This is a genomic window from Agrobacterium sp. A3-95, from assembly GCF_053521785.1.
Genome location: NZ_JBNWDR010000002.1, coordinates 762,688 through 782,979 on the forward strand (window position 1 = coordinate 762,688; position 20,292 = coordinate 782,979).

Below are 20,292 nucleotides of genomic sequence, written 5' to 3' on the forward strand. Positions count from 1 at the left end.
ATGACTATTATCGATCGTCGCAATCTCCTGAAACTCTCCGCTGCGGGTGCGGCAGCACTTGCCACGCCCGCCTTCGTGCGCAACGCAAATGCCAGGACCCGCAACATTACGGTCGCCTCCCTGTTCGCGGACGACAAGCCGGAGACGAAAATCTGGGTGAAGATCAGCGAGCTTGTGGAGGCAAAGCTGCCCGGCCGTTTCCGCTTCAACATCGTCAAGAGCGGTGCGCTGGGCGGCGAAAAGGAAGTGGCGGAAAATATCCGTCTCGGATCGGTTCAGGCGAGCCTATCCACGGTCTCTTCGCTCTCCGGCTGGGTGCCGGAACTGCAAATCCTCGATCTGCCCTTCCTGTTCCGCGATGCAGACCATGTGCGCAAGGTGGTGACGGGCGAGACCGGCAGCGAGCTGAAGACCAAGCTCGGCGCGCAGCAATTCGTGGCCGTAGACTTCATCAACTACGGCGCCCGCCATCTCCTGACCAAGGAGCCGGTAACCCGGCCAGAGCAGCTCAACGGCAAGAAGATCCGTGTCATCCAGAGCCCGCTGCACACCAAGCTGTGGAGCGCCTTCGGCACCACGCCGGTCGGCATTCCCATCACCGAGACCTATAATGCACTGTCAACCGGCGTAGCCGACGCCATGGATCTGACTAAGTCCGCCTATGCCGGTTTCAAGCTTTACGAGGTTGTGCCCTACATGACCGAGACCGGCCATATCTGGGCATCGGGCGTGGTTTATTATGGTGCGGCTTTCTGGAACCAGCTCGATGACGAAGAGAAGAAGGCCCTGACCGAAGCATCAAGCGAAGGCGCGCTCTATTTCAACCAGTTGATCGTCGAGGACGAGGCGAAATCGGTGGAGCTCGCCATTTCGAAGGGCGGCAAGGTGTTGCAGCCGGAAGCCTTGGATGAGTGGCGCAAGGGTGCGCAGGGCGTCTGGCAGGATTTTGCCGGCACTGTCGGCGGCATCGAGAAAATACAGGCGATCCAGTCGGCCTGATACCAATGCACTATTGTGAATGGGGAGGGCGCAGGAGCGCCCTCCCCATTTTTTTGATCAGCGGATATCCTGCGGCAGAACGTCCGAAGGAATATTCTGGTAGGAAACAGGGCGCGTGAAGCGGCGGATCGACATGGTGCCGACCGAGGTCGCGCCGAAGTTCGTGGAAGCCGGGTAGGGGCCGCCGTGAACCATGGCTTCGGAGACTTCAACGCCGGTCGGGAAGCCGTTGGCGAGAACGCGGCCGGCCTTGCGCTCGAGGATCGGCAGCAGCTTGCGGCCGAGTTCGGCGTCACCTGCGTCAAGATGCATGGTCGCTGTCAGCTGACCTTCGAAGCTCTTTGCCACTTCGATCATTTCTTCAGCGCTGTCGACCGTCACGATCAGGCCGAGCGGTCCGAAGACTTCTTCGGCGAGCGCGTGGTTGGCAACCCAGTCCTTGCCCGAAACGCGGAACAGGTAAGGCGTTGCGTTACGAAGGTCGCAGGTGGTGGTCAAAACGTCGCGCACGCCGTTACCGGCTGCGATGCGGTCGCGACCGTCACGATAGGCAGCGGCGATACCGTCGGTCAGCATGACCTGCGGGCCGACTTCGGAAAGGGCCGCCCGTGCGGTTTCCGACACGGCATCCGCCTGCGAGGCAAGCACCACGGCAATGCCGGGATTGGTGCAGAACTGGCCAGCACCCATGGTGAGCGAACCTGCCCAGCCCTTGGCGATGGCTTCACCGCGCGCGGAAACGGCTTCCGGCAGCAGGAACATCGGGTTGACAGAACCGAGTTCGCCGAAGAACGGGATCGGTTCCGGACGCTGGGCGCAGAGATCGAACAGCGCGCGGCCACCGGCGAGCGAGCCGGTGAAGCCGACTGCCTTGATGCGCGGATGCTGGACGAGCGCGGAACCGACATCGCGGCGGCCGCCCTGGATCAGCGAGAAGACGCCGGGATGCAGATTGTGCTTCTTGACGGCGGCGAGAACGGCCTCGGCAATAATTTCACCGGTGCCGGGATGGGCGGAATGGCCCTTGACCACAACCGGGCAGCCGGCTGCGAGAGCGGCGGCGGTATCACCACCGGCGGTCGAGAAGGCGAGCGGGAAGTTGGAAGCACCGAAGACCGCAACGGGGCCGATCGGACGCTGCATCAGACGGATATCCGGGCGCGGCAGCGGCTGGCGGTCCGGAAGCGCTTCGTCGTGGCGGCGGTCGAGATAGTCGCCCTTGCGGATATGCGATGCGAAAAGGCGAAGCTGTCCGGTGGTGCGGCCGCGTTCACCCTGCAGGCGTCCTGCGGGCAGGCCGGTCTCGGACGTGCCGATCTCAGTGATGGCGTCGGCGCGGGCCTCGATCTCATCGGCGATGGTGTCGAGGAATGCGGCGCGCTCTTCGCGGGTCGTATAGCCGTAGCTCCAGAAAGCCTCTTCGGCTGCTTCTGCGGCCGCATTCACCAGATCGACGGTGCCGACCGAAAAATCGAAAGCTTCGCCATGTGCAGGCTCGCTGCGGAATTTCGCTTCCGTGGCGACCCATTCTCCTGCAACCAGATGTTTGCCGTGCGGCTTGAAACTCATTGTGCTCTTCCCTGAAAATCTGATCCTGTGTGGAAAATCCACCCGATACCGTAAAACCGGACCGAAGGGCGACAGCCTGAAAGGCCATCAGCCGCGATCCTTGTCCGGTTGCCCTCTGCCTTAGCCCGAGTAAGGCTTCAGCGAAAGCCGGTTTGTGCAGTATCTGTCCAAAAAGTGTGATTTATTGGGCGATGGAAGAAAAAGACGATCTTCCGTTTATGCGCGCAGCGCTCTATTGTGACGCCATGATGACAAATAGACTTCCGAAATACATCGCCTGGTCGGTTCTGCTGCTGATCGTGATCGTTACAGTTTGCCCGATCGGGCTTCGGCCGCATACGCTGACGACCGTCGGCATCGACCGCGCCGCCGCCTTTGCCTTCTGTTCGGCTGCCTTCGTGCTGGCCTATCCGCGTTACTGGCTTGCCATCATTGTCGCAGGTGTCGTGGCGGCTTTCGGCATCGAGGCGCTGCAATTTCTGTCGCCCACACGGCATCCGCATATGACAGATGCAGTTGTGAAAGCCGTTGGCGCCATTGCCGGTGGGCTTGCCGCCTTTTCGTATCTTCAATTCAGGACGCGATTGACCGCAAGCTAAGAGGCTGCCGGCAGCCAATCGTGTCGGCTTAATTCGCCTGCTTCGCCAATCCGAAACGGCCATGCGACAGCGTGCGCTCGATGCCGCGAAGCTCTGCCAGCCCCTTCAATCGGCCGATGGCGGGATAACCCGGCTGCGCCCCGCGCGTCAGGTCATCAAGGATTTCCTGGCCATGGTCGGGCCGCATCGGAATGGTGTGGTCTGCACGGCCCTCCGCACGACGGCGGGATTCTTCTGACAGAAGTGCTGCGATAACGGCGACCATATCCGTTCCACCTTCCAGATGCTCGTCCTCGAAGAAGGAGCAGGGCACGGTGTCCGTGTCGCGCGTGACGTTGCGCAGATGCACGAAATGGATGCGGTCTGCAAAACGGCTGGCGATGAAGGGCAGGTCGTTATCCGCCCGCGCGCCGAGCGAGCCGGTGCAGAGCGTAACACCATTGGCCCGGCTGTCGACTTGCGAGAGCATATGGGCGTAGTCGGACTCCGTTGAAAGAATACGCGGCAGGCCGAGCAGCGGCCATGGGGGATCGTCGCCGTGGGCGCAGATGTTGATGCCGACCTCTTCCGCGACCGGCGTCACTTCCGACAGAAAATCGATCAGGTTCTGCTGCAGTTTTTCGCGGTTTATGCCGTGATATGAGCGCAGCTTTTCGAGAAGCTGGCTGAGCGTGTAACCATCCGCCGAACCCGGCAGGCCCGCGCCAATATTACGTCCGAGTGAGGCGATCTTCGTATCCGGCATGTCGGCGAAACGTTTTGCCGCTTCCTCGATCAGCCACTCCGGATAATCGGCCTTTGCGTCGGGGCGTTTGAGAATGTGAATGTCGAAGGCGGCGAAATCGGAAAGGTCAAAACGCATGGCTTTTGCGCCGTGCTTCGTTTCCCAGCGCAGATCGGTGCGGGTCCAGTCCAGCACCGGCATGAAATTGTAGCAGACGGTGCGAATGCCCGTGGCGGAGAGGCGGCGCAGCGTCTCCTGCCAGTTGGCGATATGGTTTTTCCAGTCGCCCGTCTGGGTTTTGATCTCCTCGGAGACCGGCACGCTTTCCACCACGTCCCAATACAGCCCACCGGCCTTGATCGCCTCATGCCGTTTGGCGATCTCGTCCACCGGCCAGACATCGCCGGTGGCGATGTGGTGCAGCGCGCTTACGATGCCTTCCGCCCCTGCCTGAGCCGCATCCTGAACCGTGACCTTGTCCACCGGGCCGAACCAGCGCCATGTATGTCTCATTTTTTATCCTCAAACATCATTCTGCGGAAAATGTCAGCTGCACCTTGCAGGCGGCGGAGCGGTCTCCAGCCTGCTCGAATGCGGATTTCGCTTCTTCAAGCGGGAAGCTGTGGGAAATGATCGGCCGCACATCGATCCCGCGCGTGGAGATCAGGCGGGCGGCAATGGCGAATTCGTCGTGGAAACGCTGCGAGCCGCGCCAGAGGATTTCCTTGCCCACCAGCGCATTGAGCGGAATGGTTATGTCACCGGTGACGCCCACCTGCACGACAGTACCGCGCGGACGTACACAGGCGAAGGCGGCGCGAAGCGCAGGTGCCGCGGCGGAGCAATCGAAAACGACGTCGAAATACCCCTTATTGTCCTGATAGGGTAAAAGTGCTTCTGCGTTTTTCGCGACATTGATGGTGCGGTCCGCCCCCATGGCGGGCGCGCGCTCCAGCGCCGCATCGGTCAGGTCGGTGGCGAGAATGATGCCGGCACCGGCATGGCGGGCGGCGGCAATCGTCAAGAGGCCGATCGGCCCGGCGCCCGTTACCAGCACCTTGGCGCTGGTCAGATCGCCCGCTTGTGCGACGGCATGCAGGCAGACCGCAAGCGGTTCGGTGCAGGCGGCTTCAGCGGGCGAAGTGGTGTCTGAAAATGTCGCGCATTGTTTTGCGGGAACCACGAGCCGATCACGGAACATGCCCTGTTCGTGCGGCAGGCGCATGGCGCTGCCCATGAAGCGCATATCGAGGCAATGGATCGGTTGGCCCTTCAGGCAGAAATGGCAATGGCCGCAAGGCTGCGAGGGATTGACGGCGACGAGCTGGCCGAGTGCGAGCCCGCTGACGCCTTCGCCCAGCGCCTGCACCCGCCCCGATGCCTCATGGCCGCAGATGATCGGCTCGCGCACCCGCACAGGCCCGAAGCCGCCGTCCTGATAATAATGTAGATCGGAACCGCAAATGCCGCCCGCCGCCATGGTCAGCAGCACTTCACCGGGGTCGGGCGCCTGCATGTCCTGCGTTTCGACGCGGATATCTTCACGGCCGTATAGACGTGCCACGCGTGTCTGCATCACCGTGCCTCTCATCGTATGTGTATTGGATGAATGAAACCCGCGCGGCTAGCCGCGCGGGCAGTGCGTCGATTAGCGGATCAGGCCCATCTCGGTCGGCAGCCACAAGGTGATTGCCGGGATGAAGGTGATCAGCAGCAGCGCCACGAACAGCGGCACCAGCCATGGCAGAATGGCGACGGTGGTGCGCTCGACGGAGAGTTTCGCCACGCGTGAGAGCACGAACAACACCATGCCGAGCGGCGGATGCAGCAGCCCTATCATCAGGTTGAGGGTGATGATGAGGCCGAAATGCACCGGATCGATATTGAACTGCAGCACCAGCGGCAGCAGGATCGGCACGAGGATGGTGATTGCCGCAATCGTGTCTAGGAAGCAGCCGACGAACAGCATCAGCAGGTTGACCAGCAGAAGGAAAATCCACTTGCTGTCGGTGATCGTCAGGATCGCCGCCGATAGCAACTGTGCTGCCTGGCTGACCGTCAGAAGCCATGCGAAGATTGATGCCGCCGCAACGATGAAGAGAACCGATGCCGTGGTCTCTATCGTGTCGAAGGTCGATTTTGCCAGCGACTTGAACGTCATCGTCCGGTAACGGACAAGCCCGAGGAACAGAGACCACAACACGGCTGCGACAGCCGCCTCCGTCGGCGTGAACCAGCCCATCGTCATGCCGCCGATCAGGATCACCGGCGTCATCAGGGCCATCACGGCAGAGAAGTCGAAATACCAGTCGCAGGCGAGCAAGACCACCAGCACGATCAGGATCGACAGGTTGAGTGACAGGCCAAACAGCGTCAGGAGATAGATGCCGAGCGGCACCATCATGACGATGAGCACTTCAAGCGAAGCGCCGAAGATGGTTCTGAGGTTGAACGGCGTATCGGAACCCCAGCCCTTGACGTAGGCGAAAACGGCAACGGTGATCATCATCAAAAGCGTCATGACGACGCCCGGAACGATGCCGGCCATGAACAGTGCGCCGATCGAGACGTTTGCCATCATGCCGTAGATGACGAAGGGCAACGATGGCGGAAAGATCGGTCCGAGCGTTGCTGAGGCGGCAGTGACGCCGACGGCCGCTTCGACCGGATAACCATGATCCTTCATGGCCTTGATTTCGATGGTGCCGATGCCGGCGGCGTCGGCGAGGGCCGTGCCGGACATGCCGGAAAAGATTACCGAGCCGATGATGTTGACCTGTGCCAGACCACCTTTCATCCAGCCGACCAACGCCACGGCAAAGGAATAGATGCGTCCCGTCACCCCCGCCGTGTTCATGAGATTGCCGGCAAGGATGAAGAAGGGAACGGCGAGAAGCGGGAAGCTTTCCACGCCCGCAATCAGACGCTGCGCCGCGATGATATCTGGCGCGACATTATACGAGACGATGTAGAGAAGCGATGCCGTGGCCATTGAAATGGCGACCGGCAGGCCGATCAGCATCAACAGAAGAAACGAGCCGATAAGAATAAGCATATGTTCAATCCCCCGCGCTCTGGAATTCTTCCGGCCGTTCCAGAACGGAATAGCCACGCTGCATATTGGCGATGAAGACCTGCACCGAACGGAAGAACATCAGGACGAAAGCCGCCAGAACCGTATAGAAAACGATGTTGCGCGGCAGGGCGACGGTGACCATTTCCTCGTCCGCGACGATTTCCAGATACCGCCACATCAGCCACGAGGTGTAGGCGAAGAACACGATGCGCAGCAAGTCGACAAGGATCGACATGACGCGGGCAACCTGCGGCGGAACGTAGTGATAAAGCACATCCACCTGAATGTGGCGTGACATGCGCACGCACATGACCGAACCTAGAAACACCACGCCAATCAGGCAGTTGACGGCGATTTCTTCCGTCCAGGCATAGCTGTCGTTAAGCACGTAACGGGTAAAGAATTGAAGGAACACGCAACCTGTCATCAGCCAGAAAAGGCCAAGCGTAACCCAGTCCTCGAAGGCGTAGACCTTCAGGTCGACTTCGGGCGGCGCCTCGTCAAACGTGTGGGCGAGTTCTTCAGGCGTGACCTGAGTATGAATTTCCTGCGACATTGAGATATCCCGTCTGGAGAGAAAGGGCGGTGCGGCAACGGAGGCCGCACCGGATCTTGGCTCACTTGACGGCGCGAATGGCTTCCCAGTCGGCCTTGTCGTAACCGAAGTCCTCGAACTTCACCTTCTCCATGACGTTCTTCTCAAAGTCCGCCTTGTCCACCTCTGCGACGTTCAGGCCACGCTTCTTGAACTCTTCCACGAGGCTTTTTTCGCGTCCTTCGATGGTCTTCGTGGTCCGCACGGCGGCTTCCTGCATGACGTCCGTGAAGATTTTCTTGTCTTCATCGGAAAGCTTCGACCACAGGTTCTTCGAGATCACCGTGTTGAGGTGGTCGACGATGTGGCCGGTCAGCACGATGTTCTTCTGCACTTCGAAGAACTTCTTTGCCTCGATGGTGGTCAGCGGGTTTTCCTGTGCATCGACCGTGCCGTTCTGAAGCGCCAGATAGACTTCTGCGAATGCGATCGGCGTCGTGTTGGCGCCGCAGGCGCGTGGCATGGCGAGATAGGCCGGAACGTCGGGAACACGCATCTTCAGTCCCGCCATATCGGCGCAGTTGGCAATCGGCTTGTTCGACGTGGTGTGGCGCGTGCCGTAATAACTGACGGCGGCGATGTGGTTGCCGGTCTTGTCCTCGTAACCCTTGGCAAGACGCTTGAAGATATCACTCTTGGTATAGGCGATCAGATGGCTCGGGTCGCGGAAGATATATGGGAAATAGGTGACGCCTATCGGCTTGAAGTCACGTGCGGCAAAACTGGAGCCGGAGATGATGATATCCACCGTGCCGATCTTCAGGCCCTGGTTGATATCCGCTTCCTTGCCGAGCTGCGAGGCGGGGAATACATCCACCTTGTAGCGGCCGTCGGTGCGCTTGGCGATTTCTTCCGCAGCCCAGACCGAATCCGTGTGGAACGGTTCGGAGGTCTCGTAGACATGCGCCCATTTCAGCGTTGTTTGCGCCTGTGCCGCCAAAGCCGAAAGCAAAATGGCAGCGGTTGCGCCCATCAAAGTCGACAATCTGATTTTCATTCTTAACTCCTCCCGAATTAAAGCCAGATTTCTGTTTTTCCCGTCGCCGGTTTCGGCGCGGTCACTCTTCTCCGATCGTTTCCTCCCCGAAACTCTCGGAAAATCTCCTTTGCGACAGCGTCAGATGCTGGCGCATCGCCTCGCGTGCGCCTTCCGGATCGTTCGCCGCGATCGCGTCGCGGATCACCCGGTGTTCCTGAACCGCAAGAATCCATGTGTGAGGACCCTCGAAATAGCTGGCGAGCTTTTCGAAATAGGGCGAAAGGCTGCGCTCGTCATAGATCAGGCCGGTAAAGCGGTTCAGCGCCGAGTTGCCGATGATGTCGGCAATGGCGGTGTGGAAGGCGCGGTCCAGGTTGAGGGCCTGCGGCGAATTGTCGAGCGCCCCGGCCATGCGTTCGATGATGTCGTCCAGCCTGGCGATGCATTCAGACGTGGCAAGCCGCGCGGCCTCCTCGGCAATAGCGCTTTCAATGATGCAGCGTGCCTGCAGGATTTCGAAGGGGCCGTGCGCGTCCGGTACGGGCGGTTTTGCCTTGTTAGCCGTGCGGGACGTGTTCACATACACGCCCGAACCCATGCGGATATGGATATGGCCTTCCACTTCCAGAACGATCAGTGCTTCCCGCACCGTCGGGCGGGACACGCCAAAACGTTCCGCCAGATCGCGCTCCGCCGGCAGGCGCTGACCGTCCGTCAGTTCCCCGCTCTCGATAAGCAAGCGAATTTGTTCCGCGACCAGCCTGTAGAGGCGGCGCGGCTCCAGAGCCACAAACATGATGTCCTCCCAGCGCGAAAGTCTCCCCCCTTCGCGCAAGCGGTAAGATGGTCTTACCAATTTTATTAGGTAGGATTTATGCGGTGCTGTCAATTGGCCGCTAGCGGAAAACTACACGGCGAAAGACTGGGGACCGGTGCGGCAGGCTCGGCGCAATGGATTGGATTTTACGAAACGTGATTGATCCTCGGGACAGACCCGAGGATGACACCGCATGTGTGGATCGGCTTTTCAGCCCTTGTTACTTGTGAGCTTCAAGCCGCCGTCGTCGCCGATGGTGACGTCCAGCTCACCGTACCCACCGATCGAAAGGTGTGGCGTTTCGATGGGATGCGAATGAGTGGCGTTAATGACCACGACCGTGGCGCCCATGCTTTCCCCCGCCAGAATGCCGGCGGGCGCATCTTCGAAGACGACGCAGTCTTCAGGTGCGACGCCTAGCTTCGCAGCAGCCTTTCTGTAACCCTCCGGGTCAGGCTTGCCGTTCACAACGTCCTCGGCACAGATCATCACTGGAGGCGGTGTGAGGCCTGCCGCAGCCAACCGGAGTTCGGCAAGGGCGCGGGCGGCGGAGGTGACGATAGCCCATTTTCCGGCCGGCAATTTCTCAAGAAATGCGGCTGCCTGCGGAATCTGGAGGATGCCGTCAACATCGTCCATTTCCTTTTGCAAAAGCATATCCGCCTGTTCCTGGATATCGAGGCCGGGAACTGCCTCGCGACGCACAACCTCGGATGCGCGCATGCCATGGATGCGCTGCAGGAAAGCCTCCGGCTCTATGCCGTTGTCTACGGCCCATTCGCGCCAGACCCGCTCCACCACCGCAATGGAATTCAGCAGCGTTCCATCCATGTCGAACAGGAAGGCGCCATATTCGCGCGAGGAGATCTGGGCGGTCGCCGGGACTTTGCTGTGCATCGCATTCTTCCGTTGGATGTGTCGGGTTGGCCTCGTGTCTATAGCATCGGCAGGCATAACGGAATCGTTTTTCCGCTCCTCAAGCAAATGGCGACCCATCCGCCAGTGGCGGACATCGTGCCGGAATCGGACAGTTTGCACGGACTGCGACTCGGGGCATGGTCGGGCAGGGGAGGCGGCGTCCGCATACGGTCATGCGGGCGTCAGGTTGCAGCAAGGATCAACTGCTATTGTGAGTTTTCGAAAGCAGTCAAAGTTCGCAAAATCAAAAGCTAAACGGAGCTTGTGAATGTTGTGCATGAGATTTTTCGCAGCGGAATTCTCTTAACGAAACCGTCGTTTAAGGGGTGTTGTTAACCATTTGTTAACCATATTCGAGGTACCTAATTGTCAACGATTTGTTTACCAAGATGACCAAAGTGCTAACAGACCAGCGTTCGATCCGTATCAAAGGCCGCTCCTTCCTCGCGGTCGTTCTGTCCCCTGAAGCTCCGCTCGATCAATGGCTGGAACGGCTGGATGATCTTGCTGCACGTTCAGCCGGGTTCTTCCTGTCGCGTCCGGTGGTTCTGGATGCGTCTGAGCTGTCGCTGGACAAGGCAGGGCTGAAGGCTCTGCTGGCAGCGCTGACGGAACGTAATGTCGGCATCATGGGGATCGAAGGTGTTCGCCCCTCGATGATCGAGCCGGGCATGCCGCCGTCGCTGAAGGGCGGAAAGCCCGCTTCAGATGTCGAGGTCGAGCCCGTCGCCATCGCTGCCGAATTGCCGGAAGAAAAGCCGCGTGCTTCGGGCGAGGTTCGGGCCGTGGTCCAGTCGCTGGTCATCAACGAGCCGGTGCGCTCCGGCCAGTCCATCATGTTCCCCGAAGGCGATGTGACCGTCATCGGTTCGGTCGCCTCGGGTGCGGAAATCATCGCGGGCGGGTCGGTGCATATTTACGGGGCGTTGCGCGGTCGCGCCATGGCCGGTTCGCTTGGCAATGTTTCGGCGCGCATCTTCTGCCGCAAGCTGGAAGCGGAGCTACTTGCAATCGACGGCGTCTACAAGGTTGCCGAGGACATTGACGACAAGCTGCGCGGCCAGCCCGTTCAGCTGTGGCTGGAAAACGATACGATAAAGGCCGAAAAACTTGGCTGACGAGATAGAGAAAACAACACAGGAACAGGAGAGCCGTATGGGGAAGGTAGTCGTTGTTACTTCCGGCAAGGGCGGGGTTGGCAAGACCACCTCGACCGCAGCGCTTGGCGCCGCATTGGCGCAGAACAAGCAGAAGGTCGTGGTTGTCGATTTTGACGTCGGACTGCGTAACCTCGATCTCGTCATGGGTGCTGAACGCCGGGTGGTTTACGATCTCGTCAACGTCATCCAGGGCGATGCCAAGCTGACGCAGGCGCTGATCCGCGACAAGCGCCTCGAGACGCTGTTCCTGCTGCCCGCCTCGCAGACACGCGACAAGGACAATCTGACGCCCGAAGGCGTGGAATGGGTCATCGCCGAGTTGAAGAAACATTTCGACTGGGTCATCTGCGACAGCCCGGCCGGTATCGAACGCGGCGCGACGTTGGCCATGCGCCATGCGGATGTGGCCGTCGTGGTCACCAATCCGGAAGTCTCCTCGGTGCGTGACAGTGACCGCATCATCGGCCTGCTCGATTCCAAGACGCTGAAGGCCGAACGCGGCGAGCGCATGGAAAAGCACCTGCTTCTGACGCGCTACGATTCGGCCCGTGCCGAGCGTGGCGACATGCTGAAGGTCGACGACGTTCTGGAAATCCTCTCCATTCCGCTGCTCGGTATCATTCCCGAAAGCACGGATGTGCTGCGTGCTTCCAACGTCGGTGCACCGGTTACGCTCGCGGATGCCCGTTGTGCACCTGCCATGGCTTACTTCGACGCTGCCCGCCGCCTGTCAGGCGAGGACATTCCGGTGGTCATTCCGGGCGAAAAGCGGGGTATCTTCTCCAAGATCTTTGCTAGGAGGGCTGCATGAGCATTTTCGGCCTATTCCGTAAACAAAAGTCGGCACCGCTTGCGCGCGAGCGACTGCAGGTGCTGCTTGCCCACGAAAGGGCGTCGTCGGGAACCGATCTCGTCGCCGTCCTCCGGGAAGAAATTCTCGCCGTCATCGCCAAGCATGTGCAGATCGATAACGATCGTGTGCATGTGAAGATGGATCGTGACGAGCACGTCTCCATACTGGAGATCGATGTCGAGATACCGTTGAGCGCCGACCTGCGCGCCGCGTGATGGTTTCTCCGAATACCGCCGCCCCTTGCAGGGCGGCGTTTTTCTTTACTCGGCCGTCGTATCGACCGGCATTCTAAATGCCTCGGCCAGATCGTCGGGAAGCGGGCGCTTGAGGTTTATGCCGTTTGGCGGGATCGGCGCGTTGAACCACTTGTCGTAGATCGCGTTGATTTCGCCGCTTGCATAAATTTTCCCAAGGGCTTCGTTGACGGCGTTCTTGAAGGCGGTGTCGCCCCGTCGGAGCATCAGGCCATAGGGCTGTGGTGGGGCGAGATATTCGTTCGAGATGGAATAGTCTTCGGGCTTGCCCGTTTCAGCGACGAAGGACCTCAGAAGAATATCGTCCATGACGAAGGCCGAGGCTCGATCTTCCGTCACCATGTCGAAACTGCCTTCCGTACTGTCATTTTGCAGGACGGCGATGTTCAGTCCCAGTTTGCGGTTAAGCACATTCAGCTGACTGATATTGATCGTTCCCGTCGTCACCACCACGGTTCGCCCGGCAAGATCGCTGACGCTTGTCATGTTGCTTGATTTCAGCGCGACATAACGCGTGCCGGTGATGAAGTGGCTGTAGGAAAACCACACTGCCTTGCGTCTTTCCTCCGTATTCGTACTCGCCACGCATTCCATGTCGATTGTGCCGTCATTGAGAAGCGTGATGCGGTTGCTGGGTGTGCGCTTGACGAAATCGATTTTCAATTCCGGCAGGCCCAACTTCTTCTTGATGGAATCCGCCACCTTCAGGCACAGTTCGATGCTGTAACCGATCGGCTCCGGACCAATTCCCATATAGGAAAAGGGAAGATTTCTGTCGGCAAAGCCGAGCCGGATGGTGCCGGTTCTGGCAATGGTTTCGAGTGTAGGCGGTTGGGTCTCGTCGGCGGCTGCAATGGTGGGTAAAAGACTAAAAACCCCAAGCATGAGCCACAATGTCGATCTCTGCATCGCGCATCTCCAGCCAAAATTATCTGTCAAAACATTTTCATAAAATAGAGGTGGGGTTTTTACGCCCTCAGTCCCGGTATTCGCTCGGATGGTCATAGGCTTGTTTCAAGGAGGCGGTCATCGGCAGGTTCAGGTTCATGCCATTGGGCGGAATGGGTTTGGTGAACCATTTTTCGTAAAGGCCGTGAATGGTGGGACCGGTGAAGATCTGCCGCAGGCTTTCGTTGACCGCCGCCTTGAAGGCCGGGTCGTTGCGCCGAAACACCAGGCCGTAAGGTTCGGGTGCGCTCAGCGTTTCGTCCGAGAGCGCGTAGAGGTCGGGATTCTCCGATGTTGCCGCCAGCGCCGCCAGCAATATGCCATCCATGACGAAAGCAGAGGCCTTGCCGGCAACGACGAGTTCGAAAGCCTCCTCATTGGTTTTTGTGGGCATCACCGAGATATTGAGGTTCTTTTCGCGGTTCACCGCATTCAGCTGCTCGATGTTGACCGTGCCGGAGGCGGATGTGACGGAGCGTCCGGCCAGATCGGCAAGGCTCTTCAGATTGTCCTGTTTACGGGAGAGAAATTGCGTCGCGGTCATGAAATTCGGATAGGAGAAATCCACCATTTTCCGGCGTTCGCTGTTGTTGGTCGTCGCCGCGCATTCAATATCGATCTTGCCGCTACGGACGAGAATGAACCGGGTTGCGGGCGTGGCCTTTACATATTCAATGTCGAGTTTGTCCAGCTTCAGTTGCGTGCGGATGTCCTCGCTGATCGCGCGGCAAAGATCAGTCGAGAAGCCGGTCACTTCTCCATCCGGCAGCTGATAGGAAAACGGCGGTTCGGCCTCACGATAACCGATGCGGATTTTCGCGGTCTTGGCAATCTGCCGAAGCGTATCGCCTTCGCCGGCGGCCTGCACCGGAGTTGTGGGGATAAAGCATGTGAGGAAAAGGCAAAATACTGAAATGCGCATTTTATGTCCTTTTGGCTGTCAGCCGCGTTCTCAAATCGCTTTTTGTGGCGGGTAATAGGTTTCCTGCATCGGTCGCCCGACGTCGCTATATTCGTCGTTTCCGGTTTGGGCGATGACGGCACGGTTCTTGAGTATCCGGGCAAGCGGCGCCGGCTCGGCAAAATAATAGCCCTGTGCCTCGTCGCATCCGGAAAGCTTGAGGGCCTCGACCTGTTTCTTGTCTTCCACGCCCTCGGCGGTGACTTTCAGGCCGATCTGTTCTGCCATGTCGATGATGGTGTTGACGATGGCCGAGCACATTGGATTTTCCGGCAGGCCGGAAACGAATTCACGGTCGATCTTGATCTTGTCGAAGGCAACATGCGTCAGCGTGCTCAACCCGGCATAACCGGTGCCGAAATCATCAAGCACGAGGCGGACGCCCATTTCCTTCAGCAGCTTTAAAGCCCTGGCGCTGTTGTCGCGCTCCAGCATTGCCGTTTCCGTCACTTCAAGCTCGAGCCGCTCGGCCGGGAAGCCGGAGGCTTTCAGCGCGCTGTCGACGATCGGGACAATATCGTCATTGCAAAGCTGCACGGCGGAAAGATTGACGGCAAGTCGGATATCCCTGGGCCAGGTCATGGCGTCCATGCAGGCCTGCGCCAAAACCCATTCGCCCAGAGGTTTGATGAAATTGTTTTCTTCAGCAAGCGCGATGAAGCGATCCGGCGTGATGATGCCAAGCTTGCTGTGCCTCCATCTGGCAAGGGCCTCGTAGGCGACAATGCGGCCGCTCTCCAGATTGACCACGGGCTGGTAATACAGCTCGAATTCGTGGTTTTCGAGCGCGGATTTCATGTCTATTTCGAGCGCGTGCTTGTGCTGCGCCGCCATGTCCATGCCAGGCTCGTAAAAGACGAAAAAGCCGCATCCCATGGATTTCGCCCGGTAGAGACCAAGGTCCGCATGTTGCAGAAGCTGGGTGGCGGAGTTGCCGTGATCGGGCGCGCAGGCGATGCCGATGCTGGTATCGACGCTTATATGGCTGCCTTCGAGGCTGAAGCTGCGCGAGACCGCATGGACCACGCGCTTTGCCAGCGCGCCCGCATCCTCGCGACAATTATCGGTCACCGCTTGTATGATCGCAAATTCGTCGCCGCCGAGCCTGCTCACCATGTCGTTTTCACCGAGCACGGAGGAAATCCGCGAGGCCACGGCCACCAGCAGGGCGTCACCGGCCGCGTGTCCCAACGTATCGTTAACGGCCTTGAAGCGGTCTAGATCGAGCAGCATGACGTTGAACGGCTGGCCGGATGAGGAAAGGTGTTCGAGACGGTTCTCCAGCGTCTTCATCAAGAGCACGCGGTTGGGAAGCCCCGTCAGCGCATCATGATGGGCCATATGTTCCAGTTGCTGCGCCATGTCGCGTATCTGCCTGAGCCGTCCACGTTCCAGAACGGCCTCCCGCAGGGTTTCGATGGCGGTGGCCATATCGCCGATCTCGTCCCGTCGATCCTGAAACGGTGTGACGACATCGGTTTCCTCACGGGCGATCCTGAGTGTCGCCTGCACCAGCGCCGGAACGGGTTTCAGAAAATGCCTGGCAATCAGCGTCACGAGAACGCCGGTGACGGTCAGAACAACGATCAGGGCGACGAGCGAATTGTAGATGAGCTTGCGCTGCGCGCCATAAAGCGCGTCCGAACCGCCGATGCTGACGGCGACCGCGCCAATCGGCTTTTTCGTTTCCGTGCTGATGATCGGCAACAGGCCGATATAATGGCTGGAATCGCCAATCGTCGCAAAGCCGGTGGCAAAACGCGCGGCGACCGCATCTCTGGAGAAGATGGGGTCGGTGGCAATTGGTTTTTCGTCGTCGTCGGTGGCGTTGTCGAAGGCCGCCGCGATTTGACGGAATCCGGAATCGGCCTCGTCGTAGCGGAAAAGCCAGACGGCATTCTTGGTCTGCGCACCGATGAGGGCGAGAACGTCGCTGGGGTTGAAGCCGGTAACGAGGATGGAAGCGTCGTCGCCAATCGGCTTGTCGGTCAAGATGCCGTTCACCTGTCCGTCCGTGTCGGCGGTGACGCTGACATAGGTATAGATGCTGCGCAGGGTGGCGCTGGCAATCTGTGAATTGACGCGGGCCTGGTTGAGCCATTGCTCGCTGGCGGCGGCAACGAACATGTACCAGCCGACGAGCGCCCCGATGCTGTAGGAAAAGATCACGCCGCCGAGAAATATCAGGGTTATCTTGCTGGCGAGCGAACGCCGCCGCGAAAAGCGGCCTGGTACCGGCTGCGTCGTTGAGCGAAGCGTGTCACCGGTTTCAGTCTGTCTATCTATCCCCCGATAGGCAGTCTCTTCCATTCGCGATATTCCCCCGCGATGTCGCGTTATGATTGTTTTATGGAATTTTTATAGGGCATGTATTTCAATGGTGTCTGCTAAATAATTCAACAAAGTTTAGATGCGATTAAGAATTAATCCGTCTTTTTATAGTCGCCGCTTATATAAGGCGCCGAAAATATGTACCTCAGGTTGAAATATTCGATGGCTTGTGATGGGACATCGACGCCAAATACGCCGATGCATTGGGGCCTCTTTTCGCGCTCATCAACCGGGCTTTATGGTTGCAAGGGTACCGCGATTGACCTTGCCAAGCTGCCGATAAAGGGCATGTTGTGCGTAACATGCCGGTTTCAGGGAACATATCATGGCTCACAAGGGCAAAAACATCGCGCAGCTTTCCATTCTCATCCAGAGCGGCCATCTTGATCCGCGCGCCTTGGCGGAAGAGACCCTTGATGCAATCGGGAAATCGGATGACCGGGCGATCTTTGTCGGCTTGACGGCGGAGCGGGCCATGGCGGAGGCGGAAGGCGCCTTGAAACGCATTCGCGAAGGACGATCCTGCGGCGTGCTCGATGGAATTCCGGTCGCCTGGAAGGACCTTTTCGATCTCGAAGGCACTGTGACCACGGCTGGATCGACGGTGCTTTCGAACGATGCGCCTGCGTCCCGTGACGCGGATGTGGTGAGCGCGCTGAAGGAGGCCGGGATGGTCTGCATCGGCCGTACCAATATGAGCGAGTTCGCGTTTTCCGGCCTTGGCATCAACCCGCATTACGGAACGCCGCGCAATCCCACGGATGGCCACCGGCTGCCGGGCGGCTCTTCTTCCGGCGCGGGTGTCGCGGTTGCGGCCGGTCTGGTGCCGGTGGCAATCGGTACGGATACCGGCGGATCGGTGCGCATTCCCGCCGCCTTCAACGGTGTGGTGGGGTACAAGGCGAGCCGCGGCCGTTACTCGATGCGCGGCGTCTATCCGCTGGCTAAAAGTCTCGATTCGCTCGGCCCGCTCACTCGTACTGTGCAGGACGCCGTGTGGGTAGATGCCGCCATGCGTGGCAAGGCGGCTTTTGACGCGGCGCGTACGCCTCTGTCCGGCTTGTCGCTCGTCGTGCCGGAAACAGTGTTTTTCGATGGCATCGAGGAGGGCGTCGCGGTCGCTTTTGAGCAGGCAGTGGAACGGCTTTCCCGGGCCGGCGCTTCTGTACGGCGGCAGGCATTCCCGGTCTTTTCGCAATTATTCGATCTTATCAAGGAAAAGGGTGCGCTGGTAACGGCGGAAGCCTTCGCCCTGCACAAGGCGCGGCTGGAAGGTGCTGATGCGGCGCGCATGGACCCGCGCGTGGTTGCGCGAGCAAGACTGGGCGGGAATATCTCCCTGCCGGATTACATCGCCATTATCGAGGCGCGCGAACGCATGACGGCGGCTCTTTCGGGCATGATTGGCAAGAATGAGCTGCTGATATCGCCGACATTGCCTCATGTCGCGGCCAAGGTCGCACCGCTTGTGGAGAATGATGAAACCTTCTTTTCCATGAATGCCAAGACCCTGCGCAATACCCAGATCGGCAACTTCTTCGATCTCTGCGGCGTTTCCATTCCCTGCGGCACGGGTGAGGCGGGCATGCCCGTTGGCCTGCTGCTATCAGGCCTGCACGGCACGGATGACCACGTTCTGGGTGTGGCGATGGCTGCGGAAGAGATTATTCGGGGCTGATGATGAAGAAAAAGGCGGCCTTGTTTGGCCGCCTCTCAATGCACGCTTCAACGTGCCGCCCAGTTGGCGCCGCGGCGGAACATGGTTTTCATCTGCGGCACGGAAAACTCCTTGGCCTGATGGCCGAGCGCCGAATAGAAGACGCGGCCCTTGCCGTATTTGCGTTTCCAGACCACCGGCATCACTACACCGTCGATCCACCAGGCGTGGTCGCCGGTGAATTTTGTCGTCGCCAGCACCTCGTTGGAGGGATCGACATGCATGTAGTATTGCTCCGATGTGTAGGGGAAATCGGAAATTCCCTCCATCAGCGGGTCGTCGGGGCGGGTGATGTTGACGTGATAGTCGATGATATTGCCGGGATGGGCGACCCACTGGCCGCCGATCATGAACTGGTACTCGACGCAGTCGCGGAAACTGTCCCCTGCACCACCGTGAAAGCCGGCAATGCCGACGCCGTTTTCGACGGCGGCGGTGAGGTTCTTGATCTCTTCCTTCTCGATCTTCGACATTGTCACGATCGGCACGACAAGGCTCAGATCATGCACGGAAGGATCGGCGAACGCCTCCGTGCTGTGTTCGACATATACCTTGAAACCATCCTCTTCGAGAATATCCTTGACGATGGTGGCGCATTCCTGCGGCTCGTGGCCGCTCCAGCCGCCCCAGACGATGAGTGCTTCGCGCATTTATTTCCTCCTCGGGATTATTTGCCGAGCTGGCCGTCGACCAGCGAAGTTTCAAGGGGAGCAGGGCGCTCCACCTCGGTGGTGATGGAAACGGTGGTGCCGCTGTCCGCTGCCGTCTGGAAGGCCTCCATGACCTCCAGCACGTGCAAGGCAAGATCGCCATTGGCGCGGTGCGGGCGGTTTTCGCGGATCGCATGGGCCATGTCGGCCACGCCGATCGAGCGGTAGTTGCCGTCAGCATAGGGCGAAGACAGTGCCTGCGGCTCGAACTGGCCGCCCTTTTTCAGCAATTGCACCTCACCGCCGAAATGATTGGGGTCGGGCACGATCAATGTGCCTTCCGTTCCGTAGATTTCCAGCGGTACATGTTTGTGGCCCGCCACATCGAAGCTCATGCCCACCTGCACCACCGCGCCGTTCTTGAATGCCAGCACGCCGGAAACATGGGTGGCGACATGGACTGGGATTTTCTCGCCATTCTTAGGTTCGCTGGTGATGAGGCGTTCGTTGCGCGGCGCGATGGCGAAACCTGCCACCTTGGCGACCGGGCCGAACAGGTTGACGAGATCGGTGATGTAATAGGGTCCCATATCCAGCATCGGCCCGCCGCCGACTTCGTAATAAAAGGCGGGGTTGGGATGCCAGCGCTCATGGCCGGGGCACATGAAGGTAGCCGTTCCGCCAACCGGCTGGCCGAGCACGCCTTCGTCTATCAGGCGGCGCGCGGTCTGGTGCCCGCCGCCGAGGAAAGTATCCGGTGCCGAACCGATGCGCAGGCCCTTTGCCTTTGCCGCGTCCGCAAGCCGTTTACCCTCCGCGAAATTGATGCCGAGCGGCTTTTCCGAATAGGCATGTTTTCCCGCCTCAAGTGCGCGCAGGCCCACCTCCACATGCGCCTTGGGAATCGTCAGGTTGACGATGATTTCCACGGAGGGGTCAGACAGAAGTTCGTCGATACTTCTTGCCTGAAAGCCGAACTCGTCTGCCCGCGCTTTCGCTGCCTCCTCGTTCATATCCGCCAGTCCGCGAATGTCGAGAATGGGAAACGACGCCATCGCCTTGAGATAGGCGCTGGAGATGTTGCCGCAGCCGATGATGCCGATGCCGACCTTGTTCATGTGATTTCCTCCCGTAAATCAGAA

19 protein-coding genes are annotated in these 20,292 nt (G+C 59.3%); 6 read left to right on the forward strand and 13 right to left on the reverse strand.

What is annotated here, in order from left to right; genetic code table 11:
• Entirely contained in the window at window positions 1-999 is a 999-nt protein-coding gene (locus tag ACQZ5Y_RS09030) for a TRAP transporter substrate-binding protein (protein WP_003510767.1), read from the forward strand.
• 57 nt (window positions 1,000-1,056) lie between these two features.
• Here the strand turns inward: ACQZ5Y_RS09030 and ACQZ5Y_RS09035 are convergent, their stop codons facing one another.
• A complete protein-coding gene (locus ACQZ5Y_RS09035; protein ID WP_013761523.1) occupies window positions 1,057-2,568 on the reverse strand; it encodes an aldehyde dehydrogenase (NADP(+)) in 1,512 nt (503 codons plus the stop codon).
• A 245-nt stretch (window positions 2,569-2,813) separates the two neighbouring features.
• Here ACQZ5Y_RS09035 and ACQZ5Y_RS09040 point away from each other — a divergent pair, with 245 nt between their 5' ends.
• Window positions 2,814-3,167: an antibiotic resistance protein VanZ gene (locus tag ACQZ5Y_RS09040; RefSeq protein WP_034501960.1), complete on the forward strand. Its 354-nt coding sequence runs from the start codon at window positions 2,814-2,816 to the stop codon at window positions 3,165-3,167.
• A 28-nt stretch (window positions 3,168-3,195) separates the two neighbouring features.
• Here the strand turns inward: ACQZ5Y_RS09040 and uxuA are convergent, their stop codons facing one another.
• From uxuA to ACQZ5Y_RS09075, 7 genes are all read right to left on the reverse strand, one after another.
• On the reverse strand, window positions 3,196-4,404 hold the full coding sequence (gene uxuA / locus ACQZ5Y_RS09045) for a mannonate dehydratase (protein ID WP_174050439.1): 1,209 nt from the start codon (window positions 4,402-4,404) through the stop codon (window positions 3,196-3,198).
• 16 nt (window positions 4,405-4,420) lie between these two features.
• Entirely contained in the window at window positions 4,421-5,467 is a 1,047-nt protein-coding gene (locus ACQZ5Y_RS09050; protein ID WP_174050859.1) for an L-idonate 5-dehydrogenase, read from the reverse strand.
• A 72-nt stretch (window positions 5,468-5,539) separates the two neighbouring features.
• Window positions 5,540-6,946 (reverse strand): TRAP transporter large permease, encoded by a 1,407-nt coding sequence (locus ACQZ5Y_RS09055; RefSeq protein ID WP_115062632.1) that lies wholly within the window; start codon window positions 6,944-6,946, stop codon window positions 5,540-5,542.
• Window positions 6,947-6,950: 4 nt separating this feature from the next.
• A complete protein-coding gene (locus ACQZ5Y_RS09060) occupies window positions 6,951-7,523 on the reverse strand; it encodes a TRAP transporter small permease (RefSeq protein WP_111800201.1) in 573 nt (190 codons plus the stop codon).
• Window positions 7,524-7,584: 61 nt separating this feature from the next.
• Complete coding sequence (locus ACQZ5Y_RS09065; RefSeq protein WP_013761518.1) at window positions 7,585-8,559, reverse strand: sialic acid TRAP transporter substrate-binding protein SiaP; 975 nt, start codon at window positions 8,557-8,559, stop codon at window positions 7,585-7,587.
• A 61-nt stretch (window positions 8,560-8,620) separates the two neighbouring features.
• Window positions 8,621-9,337: a FadR/GntR family transcriptional regulator gene (locus ACQZ5Y_RS09070; RefSeq protein WP_174050437.1), complete on the reverse strand. Its 717-nt coding sequence runs from the start codon at window positions 9,335-9,337 to the stop codon at window positions 8,621-8,623.
• 231 nt (window positions 9,338-9,568) lie between these two features.
• Entirely contained in the window at window positions 9,569-10,255 is a 687-nt protein-coding gene (locus tag ACQZ5Y_RS09075) for an HAD family hydrolase (RefSeq protein WP_019564617.1), read from the reverse strand.
• Window positions 10,256-10,665: 410 nt separating this feature from the next.
• Between ACQZ5Y_RS09075 and minC the strand changes: the two genes are divergently transcribed.
• Genes minC through minE form a run of 3 tightly spaced genes read left to right on the forward strand, consistent with a single transcriptional unit; the run spans window position 10,666 to window position 12,504 of the window.
• Window positions 10,666-11,394 (forward strand): septum site-determining protein MinC, encoded by a 729-nt coding sequence (gene minC / locus ACQZ5Y_RS09080; RefSeq protein WP_003510754.1) that lies wholly within the window; start codon window positions 10,666-10,668, stop codon window positions 11,392-11,394.
• Window positions 11,395-11,431: 37 nt separating this feature from the next.
• Window positions 11,432-12,247, forward strand: a complete 816-nt coding sequence (gene minD / locus ACQZ5Y_RS09085; protein WP_003510752.1) for a septum site-determining protein MinD — start codon at window positions 11,432-11,434, stop codon at window positions 12,245-12,247.
• A complete protein-coding gene (gene minE, locus ACQZ5Y_RS09090; RefSeq protein WP_003510750.1) occupies window positions 12,244-12,504 on the forward strand; it encodes a cell division topological specificity factor MinE in 261 nt (86 codons plus the stop codon). Before minD ends, minE begins: the two co-directional genes overlap by 4 nt.
• 45 nt (window positions 12,505-12,549) lie before the next feature.
• Here minE and ACQZ5Y_RS09095 read toward each other — a convergent pair whose 3' ends face one another.
• The 3 genes from ACQZ5Y_RS09095 to ACQZ5Y_RS09105 all read right to left on the reverse strand — a co-directional run bounded on the left by ACQZ5Y_RS09095 (window position 12,550) and on the right by ACQZ5Y_RS09105 (window position 16,762).
• Complete coding sequence (locus tag ACQZ5Y_RS09095; protein WP_003510747.1) at window positions 12,550-13,452, reverse strand: amino acid ABC transporter substrate-binding protein; 903 nt, start codon at window positions 13,450-13,452, stop codon at window positions 12,550-12,552.
• Between the two features lie 67 nt (window positions 13,453-13,519).
• The gene (locus tag ACQZ5Y_RS09100) at window positions 13,520-14,413 is read right to left on the reverse strand and encodes an amino acid ABC transporter substrate-binding protein (RefSeq protein WP_060642281.1); all 894 of its coding nucleotides are present in this window, start codon (window positions 14,411-14,413) and stop codon (window positions 13,520-13,522) included.
• A 30-nt stretch (window positions 14,414-14,443) separates the two neighbouring features.
• Window positions 14,444-16,762 (reverse strand): EAL domain-containing protein, encoded by a 2,319-nt coding sequence (locus ACQZ5Y_RS09105; protein WP_174050435.1) that lies wholly within the window; start codon window positions 16,760-16,762, stop codon window positions 14,444-14,446.
• A 346-nt stretch (window positions 16,763-17,108) separates the two neighbouring features.
• Here ACQZ5Y_RS09105 and ACQZ5Y_RS09110 point away from each other — a divergent pair, with 346 nt between their 5' ends.
• Entirely contained in the window at window positions 17,109-18,461 is a 1,353-nt protein-coding gene (locus ACQZ5Y_RS09110; RefSeq protein WP_174050433.1) for an amidase, read from the forward strand.
• Window positions 18,462-18,508: 47 nt separating this feature from the next.
• Here the strand turns inward: ACQZ5Y_RS09110 and ACQZ5Y_RS09115 are convergent, their stop codons facing one another.
• Both ACQZ5Y_RS09115 and ACQZ5Y_RS09120 read right to left on the reverse strand, forming a co-directional pair.
• Complete coding sequence (locus ACQZ5Y_RS09115; protein WP_003510737.1) at window positions 18,509-19,150, reverse strand: ThuA domain-containing protein; 642 nt, start codon at window positions 19,148-19,150, stop codon at window positions 18,509-18,511.
• Between the two features lie 17 nt (window positions 19,151-19,167).
• Window positions 19,168-20,268 carry a Gfo/Idh/MocA family protein gene (locus tag ACQZ5Y_RS09120; protein ID WP_174050431.1) on the reverse strand — a complete coding sequence of 367 codons (1,101 nt, stop codon included), beginning with the start codon at window positions 20,266-20,268 and terminating at the stop codon, window positions 19,168-19,170.
• Between the last annotated feature and the right edge of the window lie 24 nt (window positions 20,269-20,292).

Bases quoted from the DNA above. Each gene is read 5' to 3' on its own strand.
- ACQZ5Y_RS09050 (WP_174050859.1), bottom strand. From the start codon at position 5,467: ATGCAGACACGCGTGGCACGTCTATACGGCCGTGAAGATATCCGCGTC.
- ACQZ5Y_RS09075 (WP_019564617.1), bottom strand. From the start codon at position 10,255: ATGCACAGCAAAGTCCCGGCGACCGCCCAGATCTCCTCGCGCGAATAT.
- ACQZ5Y_RS09095 (WP_003510747.1), bottom strand. From the start codon at position 13,452: ATGCAGAGATCGACATTGTGGCTCATGCTTGGGGTTTTTAGTCTTTTA.
- ACQZ5Y_RS09070 (WP_174050437.1), bottom strand. From the start codon at position 9,337: ATGTTTGTGGCTCTGGAGCCGCGCCGCCTCTACAGGCTGGTCGCGGAA.
- ACQZ5Y_RS09060 (WP_111800201.1), bottom strand. From the start codon at position 7,523: ATGTCGCAGGAAATTCATACTCAGGTCACGCCTGAAGAACTCGCCCAC.
- minD (WP_003510752.1), top strand. From the start codon at position 11,432: ATGGGGAAGGTAGTCGTTGTTACTTCCGGCAAGGGCGGGGTTGGCAAG.
- ACQZ5Y_RS09115 (WP_003510737.1), bottom strand. From the start codon at position 19,150: ATGCGCGAAGCACTCATCGTCTGGGGCGGCTGGAGCGGCCACGAGCCG.
- ACQZ5Y_RS09035 (WP_013761523.1), bottom strand. From the start codon at position 2,568: ATGAGTTTCAAGCCGCACGGCAAACATCTGGTTGCAGGAGAATGGGTC.
- ACQZ5Y_RS09065 (WP_013761518.1), bottom strand. From the start codon at position 8,559: ATGAAAATCAGATTGTCGACTTTGATGGGCGCAACCGCTGCCATTTTG.
- ACQZ5Y_RS09120 (WP_174050431.1), bottom strand. From the start codon at position 20,268: ATGAACAAGGTCGGCATCGGCATCATCGGCTGCGGCAACATCTCCAGC.
- ACQZ5Y_RS09055 (WP_115062632.1), bottom strand. From the start codon at position 6,946: ATGCTTATTCTTATCGGCTCGTTTCTTCTGTTGATGCTGATCGGCCTG.
- ACQZ5Y_RS09030 (WP_003510767.1), top strand. From the start codon at position 1: ATGACTATTATCGATCGTCGCAATCTCCTGAAACTCTCCGCTGCGGGT.
- ACQZ5Y_RS09110 (WP_174050433.1), top strand. From the start codon at position 17,109: ATGGCTCACAAGGGCAAAAACATCGCGCAGCTTTCCATTCTCATCCAG.
- minE (WP_003510750.1), top strand. From the start codon at position 12,244: ATGAGCATTTTCGGCCTATTCCGTAAACAAAAGTCGGCACCGCTTGCG.
- ACQZ5Y_RS09100 (WP_060642281.1), bottom strand. From the start codon at position 14,413: ATGCGCATTTCAGTATTTTGCCTTTTCCTCACATGCTTTATCCCCACA.
- ACQZ5Y_RS09105 (WP_174050435.1), bottom strand. From the start codon at position 16,762: ATGGAAGAGACTGCCTATCGGGGGATAGATAGACAGACTGAAACCGGT.
- ACQZ5Y_RS09040 (WP_034501960.1), top strand. From the start codon at position 2,814: ATGATGACAAATAGACTTCCGAAATACATCGCCTGGTCGGTTCTGCTG.
- minC (WP_003510754.1), top strand. From the start codon at position 10,666: ATGACCAAAGTGCTAACAGACCAGCGTTCGATCCGTATCAAAGGCCGC.
- uxuA (WP_174050439.1), bottom strand. From the start codon at position 4,404: ATGAGACATACATGGCGCTGGTTCGGCCCGGTGGACAAGGTCACGGTT.